The following is an 8,036-nucleotide window of genomic DNA, read 5'->3' as shown; positions in this document are numbered from 1 at the left end:
ACCTGCAGCTGCGGCCGCCGAGTCGGCAGTCGCGGGCGAGTCAACCGAGACGTCGATGTTGGTCGGCACGCCCACGTTCTGTGCAATCCAGGTCGCCAAATCCGACAAGGACATGGCAGCGGCACGGCTTCCAGGATTGAAGACAACGGCCTTGTCGAAGATCTTCGGTTTGCGGCTTGCTCGCACGGATCTTCTCGCCCAATAGCCAGTCACCTTCATGGACGGCGACCGTAGGTTGAACAGGGGCAGGCGCATTGAGCTTATCGCGCGTCTCCTTGCTCAGCGCATCCGCGCGGTGGTAAGAATCGAACGCCTCACAACCACCAAGACTCGTCAGAGTGGCAGCGATCGTCAACGTTGATGCAATACGTGTGAGATTGTTTTCATGATGAACTTTTTATCCGTGCCTTGCTTATCGATGACGATCGTGCGGTTACCGCGCCAGATATCGGCACGCACATCGGCCCCGTTCTGGCTCATCGCGGTGATGACACGCGTCACCGCGCTTTGGAAGTCCGCACCGAAGTCCGTGCCGTGCGGGACAATCCAGTCATCGGGAGTGTTCCACGCGATGCTCCAGCCTGCCGCCTTCGCCCAGTCATTGAGCTGCGTCTCAAGCGACTCACCTGCCACCAATGCGAAATGCCCGGACACGTGCATGGCCGTAGCGCTTACGTCCGCGCTTGCTGTCACTGTCGCAACGGCTGAATTCACGAGAGGCTTGGGCAGCGCAAGCGCTGGTCCGTCGACAACGACCTGGTGGGTGCGCCAATCGATGCGTGCGTGCACATCGGGCGTGTCATGCAGCGCCGCTTCGATGACGCGATCCCAGGATTGCCCCGCGCGCCACGAAACCAGCTGATCGGTACGCCCGTTCTCGACAACGGTGAAGTCGCTTGGCACCACCGCGTGCAGCATGGCGGACACCGATTGCCCCGCGCCCGCGGCATTGGAGACCGAGACACCCTCAGGGCGACGACCGACATAGGTCAACGCGGGTTTGGCCACAGCCAGATTCAGCGGACCCGATGGCGTCACGACCTGGACGGGCGCGGCAACTGGTGCCGGATTGCCGTAGGGGGCCACCTGAAGCGCGATGGCGGACGCCTCTTGGCCATAAGCCAATCTGACGAAGGCACCGCTTGCCAGCAACGCCAAAACCATGGCTTTTAGCGGCACGCGCAAGAAATGACGATGGGCGGTGTTCAAAATGCGCTCCTACTGGATTGATTGCTTTTGCCGGACAGCGGATCGTCGAAGACGCTCGCCGCGTCTTTCGATCCAGCGCTTCTTGCCAAGGGCGCGCTGGCAGCGACAGGCTTATTAGATGACGCCGTGGGCACGCTGGCAGAGGCGGACGGCCCCGCCATCGGAGGCGGCGCGGCGATATGCGTGGGCTCCTCGCGTACGGGCGCAGCGTGTTCGGACGCGCGCGGCGCCGCATGAACGCTCTTGCGGCGCTTGAGCGTTACGCGATGCGAGGCGTGCGTCTCCTGGCGAGGCGTTTGAGCGGTTTCGGACGTCGAGCCGATGTCACTCCCGTTGCCACTACCGTCAGCCACGACTAGGCGTTGATTGGGCAAATCCCATTGCTCACTCACGGGATAACCGGCCTGCTTGAGCCCATCCACTACCGCAATCACCGCGTGCAAGAGCGGCCCCTGCACCTGCGTCGTACCGGTGATTCGCGCCACCGCAGCACTGCCCCAGCGAATCTCCCAGCCCGTACCCGTAGCCCAGCGCGTGAATGCTTGCGATACGGTCTGGTCCGATGGCAACAACGTGTAGTACGGCAGTGCCGCGGGCGGCGCACCAAAGCCCGTTTGCCCCGCGGCAATCCCCCCTGTCGACGTGTACGGTGAGATCGGCTCAACGGTGGTCTTCGGCGCATATACCGGCGTGGACATGGCTTGTCCTGCGCCTGGCGACATGGCTTGATCGGCAAGGTACGTGGCACGCGCGACTGGCGCTTGCGCGGAGCCCGTTACGCTTTGCGGCGCAGCTGCACCCGTATAAACGCCTTGTGGCGCGCCAGACCCGGCGTTGTCACGCTGCGCATAGGCGATCGATGATCCGATACGAAATTGCAGGCGCCCCGAGAAACGATCGATCACGAAATACGGCATCTGCTGCGTGGGCGCCACCAGAATCGGCCCCGCAGGACCTTCTTCGAAGATCGCGGGCAAGGTCGCGCCTTGCGGGAATTGCAGATAAATCTTGCTGCCGTCATCGAAGACCTGGACGGGCGCGATCGCGGCATTGCCGCTGATGTGCCAGCCGAAGTTATAGTACGCGCCCTGACCGTCCCACGCTGGCGCGGCACAAGCGGTCATCGACATGGAGGCGCAGAGGAGCGCGCAAGCAAGCGCGCCTCGCGATAGGAGTTGAGCGGCTCTGGTGGCCATTATTGATAAATCCCCGTGGTTTGCGGCGGTAGCACGAGATCGCGCGTGACGACGACCGTCATCTCCGCGCCCGGCTTGACGGTGAGCGTGTCTTGGATGTTGATATTGCTGTTGAGCACTGCCTGCGTGACCTGAGAAAGCCCGGTGGTGCCGGCACTACTGACGCTGCTACCAATCGAAATGGTGGTGTCACTCGAACCGCTATTGGCGGCGGTTTCAACCAAGGCGATCAAGAACGCCGCACCGAAGCGTGCAAAAAGGTGCCGATTGACGTTCGCCTCAATACCCGCGTAGCCCTCGGCATCCGCCCCGCTCATCGCGCCCAGATTCACGGAAGCGCCACCGCGCAAGAGCAGCCGCGTAAAAGCAATCATCATGCGGTCCTGACCGCGAGCAACGTCCGTGTTGACTTTGGCGGCGAGCATCGACCCCTTCGGAATCAACAGATGGGTGCCTGTGATGGTGTCGTAGACGTCCTGCGTCACCATGGCGCGGATTTCGGTAGGCAAGTCGCTGTTGAGCCCCTGCAAGATCGTCACGTGAATCGTGCCCGTCTCTTGCAGGGTGTAGGGCGACTCGGCGGCCACCGCATGCAGCGCAACCGCTTGCGTACCGGCACCGGCATCTTGCGACTGCAGCCACTTCGTGTTGGACGGCCCGACCGACTTCGATCCTTCAGGCAAATTGCCAGAATTCACACTTGCGCTGGATACGTTCCCGCCATCGCCTAGCACGTGGTTCAGCGCGCTGGAGAGCGACGCGGTATGCAACAGATCACCTGCGGCGGTATTGCTACTGGCGTCTTTCGTGCTGGTGCGTTCATCGTTACCCGCTTGCCCGTTATTCGACCGCGCATTGCGAGTGGTTGCCGCGATGGCGTCTTGTAGACGTTGCATTTGCGAGTTGACCGCGTCCATGACGGCGCCGCCACCGGCACTGCCGCCGCTGGACTGCGACTCATATGCAGCCAGGCTCTGCGCATGCCACTGCGAGTCCTCGGCAGGCTTGGCCGCATCTTGAGTGGGTGGCTTGGCAAACTGCTGCGGCAAGGGCGCGGCGATCGAATTCGCAGCCGGCTGAGGTCGATTGGCCGCTTCCGACGCCGCACGCGCGGCATCGGCCGCGCGCTGCGCCCGCTGCAGTTGGCTTTGCTCCCGATCGCGCTCCTCGGCGGGGTCCCCTGGTTTCTCTGCAGCTTCCTTGTCTTGCCGTTTTTGCGCGGCGAGTTCGGCAGGCGTTTGAACGTGCAGCAAGCTACGAATCATCACGATGCCGAGCAGCACGGTCGCCAGCACAATCATGCTGATAGAAGCAAGCTTGCGACTGACGCGTGGTTTGTTGGTGTGCTTGTCGTCCATCGCGTCAGTTCGCACTCATGTTGACAGGTGCGCTCCCATGACAGCCGAAAAAGCCGCAACCACCACCGCGGTTATTGAAAACCTTCACTTCCTCCTTGCCCAAACGAAGCAATAAGCCGTATTCGACCAAACGCGGGATGCGATAGTAGCCGCCCTCCTGCGGGACATACTGCAGGGTCTCGATATGCCCGTTCTTCTTCAGGAGAAACGCTGCAGGCAGACTCTGGATGTTGTCGGGAAAGCGCACGAAGGTGAACTTGCCGTCATCGAATACCATTGAGGGCTTGAACGATGCGTCGCCCTTAACGGTGTAACCAAAATTCGCGTTGGCCAGATCCACATCGATGTGGCCAACGCGTGCGTCCTCGCGTTCGGCCACGGTTGATGCGCGACTCGCATCTGCGCGCTCGGTGCCGCTGCCGCCCACATTCGCACCGGCCCCCGCTTCGTATCCGTAATCTGTTACGCCTACTGCATTGCCAGGAGCGTAGTCCCATGAAACGCGCTGAAAATACCCTTCCGAGTCGCGTGAGACGAGGCTAATCTCATACGAGCGCTTATTCGTGATGATCGTCCCCGTCTGCTCCAGGCCATTGCGCGCCGGATTGAAGAAGATGTCACGGTGGGTCTCGCTTGAGACGATCATGCGCCAGGCGCTGGCCGAGTCCACCAGATAAACGCCCAGGATTTTTTCATCAGGTGCGAACTGCACGTGGGTGAGTTTCCCGGCGCTCGTCACGATCGGAAAGGTGTAATTCGCGTCGAACGAGTAACGCACCAGGCGCGGGTCGAGCGCTGCAGGTTCGGCCACTGGCGCAAATGACGGCGCAGCACCCGTGACGGGCTTCGCGGTTTTCGGCGCGGCGCACACATTCAGTGAGAACAAGGCAGTGGCGAGCACCGCACAAGCAATAATTAAATGGCGGTTCAAGACTGGGCTCCGAGAGAAGGGCCGTAATACGGTGCGACGGAGAAATCCTTGATCCGCATGCCAAGCGGGTTGTCGCCCTGCTCGCCGTCTTTGAGGGTTTCGGGCGCAAAGATGAAACTGATCGTGAGCAGCTTCTGATCGCGCTTGACCTCAACGCCGTTGATCGACCAAACGCGCGTGATGATCATGTAGGCTTGCTTGCCGTCGGGGGAATACGACGTGCTGTTCTCGATGATCTGGCGAGAGGTGCCGGGATACTTGGCTGCGATGTCGACGACCTTGTCGTCGTTGTCGAAATAGCTAGTGAATTGGTTTTTGGCTGCTCCAATCGTCCAGGCAAACGCAGCGGGATGGTCGACATTGACGGTCACAGAGATGTCGGCCTTCATCATTTCTAGGCGCGTGACCCAAATCCGCAGGAAATAGGTCTTGTTGGCAGCTTCGGGCGTGAAAACGGTCGCGACTTTGTCGGACAGATACACTGCTCCAGAGGCTTTGTCGCGTTCGATGAAATACGGCACCTTGCCCGCACTGTGAGATAGCACGACGATCGCCCAGGTCTGGCAGACGACTACCAGCAGCAATCCTCCCAGCATCTGTTTCAGCCTCAGATTAAGGTTGCGCGGCTCTACGTATGCCTGGAAATATTTCTGAAAACCCGTCGCGGCAGCGCCCGGCGGAGGCGTCAAAGCAACAGCTTGCGCTGGGGCTTGCATTGGCAACGCCACCGGTTCCACCGGCGGCGTTAGCGCTTTTTTACGGCTGAAAAATCCCATTTTCCCTTCCCCGTCACACAAAGAGACAATTTCGCAAGGCCCTCGGATCTTGCGTCCTCGACCCTGTGTGCTAACATCGGAACTGCGGTTGACGAACTACAACAAATTGCAGGCCGCATAACGCGATCGCCCACGCGTGGGCTCTCGGAAGGCGTCGAGAGCGCCTTTCTCAGAAAAATCAAACATTGAGAGGCTCACCATGCGTTGGACATTCAAAAGACTCGTCATCTGGTTCGTTGCTTTCGTTGTTACCGGGCTCGGTAGCTCGCTGTACCACAGCAATCTCTGCACAGTTCTGCAAATCGGTCTTGCCTTAATACTTGGCCTTCCGCTACTAGGTCGCGTGCTAGAAAGTAATAGCGCTCAATTCATGTCTTCCGAAGCCGACGTTGCGGACGAAGAAAGAAGACACTTCTACAACGAATTAATGAATCGGCAATCCACCGAAGAACACGTAAAAAAGCTGCACGAAGGAAGCTAATCCAACATCTAAAGCTTCCCCAACGCTTTCGATGCAACGTCACGAATTTTTTGTGCTGTTCCGGCAGCGAGGTTTGCCGCATTCGTGTTTGCCTTTTTGAGGCTTCCTTCTCCCCCACTGCCCGTGTTTCCAGATATCAAGCCGTTTGCAATTCCCGGTATCTGCGTCATCAAAGCGATACCTAACAACCCCATAAGCAGAAGACTGATGTACGCGATGTATTGCGTGCCGAAGTACTCATCGCTTACGGTTCCCGAGGTTTTAGCCACTGAGGCCATCACTGCGGTTATTTGCGTACTGATCGTCTTCGAGAACATCGCGACCATGACGGCTGCAACAATTTTGTACATGCCGGAGGCAAGGATGAATTTGAGCCATCCATTAAAGAGAAATTCAACATAAGGCATGACCAAGCCCGGTACCAATAGCGGCCCTACTACAAATCCGATGCTCAACAGAATCGTTCCGATCTGCATCGTAATAATGAGGAGGATCTCCATCAGAACCAGCACACCAATGCAAAGGATCTTGAGCATCAGCGTAAGGAACATAATCGGCGCGTTTTTGATATAGATCCAAGCGGCCTTTAAGACACCCACAGTACTGGTCATATCTGGACAGGTCTTCGTTTCTTTTCCGCTTGTATCGGTGGTGGTTTCACACACCTGCGCTGATTTGACCTGCGTGCCAGAAAACATGTCCGAAATCGTCGTTCCAATTTCTGCCACAAGCCCATCCACTGACGACGTCGAGCTATCCACCTGCTCTGCTGCGGTTTGGAAGTTGACCGCAAAAAACGTATAGGTCGTTCCCGTCCAATTGACGAGCATGTACATCACAATGCCGAACTTGATGACGGACCGTAATGTCTGCGCCATGAAATCCTGCATATTGCCCATCAGCAGGTAATTGACCAACCACCACGTACACATGATCAGTAGCAGGATCATGGCGATGTTCTTGCCTTCCGAGACAAACGTGGACGCGAGGCTGATGCCCTCGGCCTGCATCGCTGTAAAAGCGGCGTTGATATAACTGATCGGTGCTGCGACGCTCATTTTGTAACTAGCTCCAGAAGGTAGGAAGCACCGCGATAAATCTCGGTGACGGCAAGGGCGGACCACACCACGACGAACAACACGATCGCCCCAGGACTGCGCCGAGCGGTGCTCATGACCACCCAAGCGAGCGCTGGCCGGAATTGCCGCTGTATGACCCGATTCGACGACGGCTGATAAGGGTCACCGAGCTTCATGTGAGCGGTATCTCTAAACACAAGCTTTCTTTGATGCAGGTTCTTGCAAACGCACATCACGAACTTCTGAGCCAGACGCATCGCTTCTCTCCTTAGTTGCTCGGTTTCACTATCGTTAGCGACGTGCCCGACATCAGCTCTTCACCGGTCGTCTGCGCCGCCTTTGCTGTGGCGATTTGGTTGATCGCCATTTGCGAAATCGCCTGATCGGTTTGCGCGCTCGTTGCGTCGTCCGACTCTTGCCGGGCGACCTGACGCTGCATCAGCGACTGCATTGAGTTGTTTTGCTGCGCCTGGATTGCGTTCGTGCGCGCGATCAATTGCAACCCTTGCGTCGTACCGCTGATCGAAGAGGATTTGTCCGTGAGTGAACTCAAGTCCGACGACATCGTGGTCAGTTGATCCAGGGCGCTCAGATCCGAGCTGTATCGGCTGGAATAATCCGTGTTGAGCTGCGATCGATAGCCTTGATACTGCGCCAGCCAAGTGGCATCGTCGCCGCTATAGCTGCCGCTGAACATCGTTTTGACCTTGGAATTGAGGTCTGCGATGTTCGAGACAGCGGTGCTCAGATTATTGAAAAAGCTGACCTGCCCGTTCCACGCTTCACTGAATGTGTTGAGCGTAGCCTCCGGCAACTGCACCAAATGGATAAGCATCGTTTCGTACTGGGCCAGGCGAGTTACCTGTCCGGCCAACAGTTCCTCGTATTGCTGCGCCGCTTTCGCATACGAGAGCACCAGCTCCGCGTTATTCATCAGCTGCGTCGCTTCGGTCGCAACCATCGCCCGCGCCGGATCGCTATACATCAACGAGGCCGTACACACCGC

The 8,036-nt window shown here is 58.2% G+C and carries 10 protein-coding genes; 2 read left to right on the top strand and 8 right to left on the bottom strand.

Translation table 11 applies throughout. The features are described from left to right. On the top strand, positions 1–205 hold a 205-nt coding region (locus WM40_RS25135), incomplete at its 5' end, for a hypothetical protein (protein ID WP_046154353.1). 146 nt (positions 206–351) lie between these two features. On the opposite strand, the gene WM40_RS28320 is transcribed toward WM40_RS25135, so the two are convergent. From WM40_RS28320 to WM40_RS25110, 5 genes are all read right to left on the bottom strand, one after another. Then, complete coding sequence (locus WM40_RS28320) at positions 352–1,209, bottom strand: toxin co-regulated pilus biosynthesis Q family protein (RefSeq protein WP_052738528.1); 858 nt, start codon at positions 1,207–1,209, stop codon at positions 352–354. Continuing rightward, entirely contained in the window at positions 1,206–2,339 is a 1,134-nt protein-coding gene (locus WM40_RS28315) for a TrbG/VirB9 family P-type conjugative transfer protein (protein WP_052738527.1), read from the bottom strand. The genes WM40_RS28320 and WM40_RS28315 overlap by 4 nt, the downstream gene beginning before the upstream one ends. A gap of 65 nt (positions 2,340–2,404) precedes the next feature. Next, complete coding sequence (locus WM40_RS25120; protein WP_157685992.1) at positions 2,405–3,763, bottom strand: TraB/TrbI/VirB10 family type IV secretion system protein; 1,359 nt, start codon at positions 3,761–3,763, stop codon at positions 2,405–2,407. A 4-nt stretch (positions 3,764–3,767) separates the two neighbouring features. Beyond that, on the bottom strand, positions 3,768–4,694 hold the full coding sequence (locus tag WM40_RS25115) for a TrbG/VirB9 family P-type conjugative transfer protein (RefSeq protein WP_052738526.1): 927 nt from the start codon (positions 4,692–4,694) through the stop codon (positions 3,768–3,770). Further along, on the bottom strand, positions 4,691–5,470 hold the full coding sequence (locus WM40_RS25110; protein WP_052738525.1) for a VirB8/TrbF family protein: 780 nt from the start codon (positions 5,468–5,470) through the stop codon (positions 4,691–4,693). Before WM40_RS25110 ends, WM40_RS25115 begins: the two co-directional genes overlap by 4 nt. A 199-nt stretch (positions 5,471–5,669) precedes the next feature. Between WM40_RS25110 and WM40_RS25105 the strand changes: the two genes are divergently transcribed. Then, the gene (locus WM40_RS25105; protein WP_046154351.1) at positions 5,670–5,951 is read left to right on the top strand and encodes a hypothetical protein; all 282 of its coding nucleotides are present in this window, start codon (positions 5,670–5,672) and stop codon (positions 5,949–5,951) included. An 8-nt stretch (positions 5,952–5,959) separates the two neighbouring features. On the opposite strand, the gene WM40_RS25100 is transcribed toward WM40_RS25105, so the two are convergent. The 3 genes from WM40_RS25100 to WM40_RS28310 form a co-directional block, all read right to left on the bottom strand. Continuing rightward, complete coding sequence (locus WM40_RS25100) at positions 5,960–7,009, bottom strand: type IV secretion system protein (protein ID WP_046154350.1); 1,050 nt, start codon at positions 7,007–7,009, stop codon at positions 5,960–5,962. Next, positions 7,006–7,287, bottom strand: a complete 282-nt coding sequence (locus WM40_RS25095; protein WP_046154349.1) for a hypothetical protein — start codon at positions 7,285–7,287, stop codon at positions 7,006–7,008. Before WM40_RS25095 ends, WM40_RS25100 begins: the two co-directional genes overlap by 4 nt. 11 nt (positions 7,288–7,298) lie before the next feature. Continuing rightward, on the bottom strand, positions 7,299–8,036 hold a 738-nt coding region (locus tag WM40_RS28310), incomplete at its 5' end, for a TrbJ/VirB5 family protein (protein ID WP_052738524.1).

Origin of the sequence: Robbsia andropogonis (genome assembly GCF_000970345.1) — a bacterium.
Classification (GTDB): Bacteria; Pseudomonadota; Gammaproteobacteria; order Burkholderiales; family Burkholderiaceae; genus Robbsia; species Robbsia andropogonis.
This window is presented reverse-complemented; position numbering and strand designations above follow the sequence as displayed.

Coding starts and splice junctions, on each gene's coding strand:
- WM40_RS25105 (WP_046154351.1), top strand. CDS start 5,670: ATGCGTTGGACATTCAAAAGACTCGTCATCTGGTTCGTTGCTTTCGTT.
- WM40_RS25110 (WP_052738525.1), bottom strand. CDS start 5,470: ATGGGATTTTTCAGCCGTAAAAAAGCGCTAACGCCGCCGGTGGAACCG.
- WM40_RS25120 (WP_157685992.1), bottom strand. CDS start 3,763: ATGGACGACAAGCACACCAACAAACCACGCGTCAGTCGCAAGCTTGCT.
- WM40_RS25095 (WP_046154349.1), bottom strand. CDS start 7,287: ATGCGTCTGGCTCAGAAGTTCGTGATGTGCGTTTGCAAGAACCTGCAT.
- WM40_RS28315 (WP_052738527.1), bottom strand. CDS start 2,339: ATGTCGATGACCGCTTGTGCCGCGCCAGCGTGGGACGGTCAGGGCGCG.
- WM40_RS25100 (WP_046154350.1), bottom strand. CDS start 7,009: ATGAGCGTCGCAGCACCGATCAGTTATATCAACGCCGCTTTTACAGCG.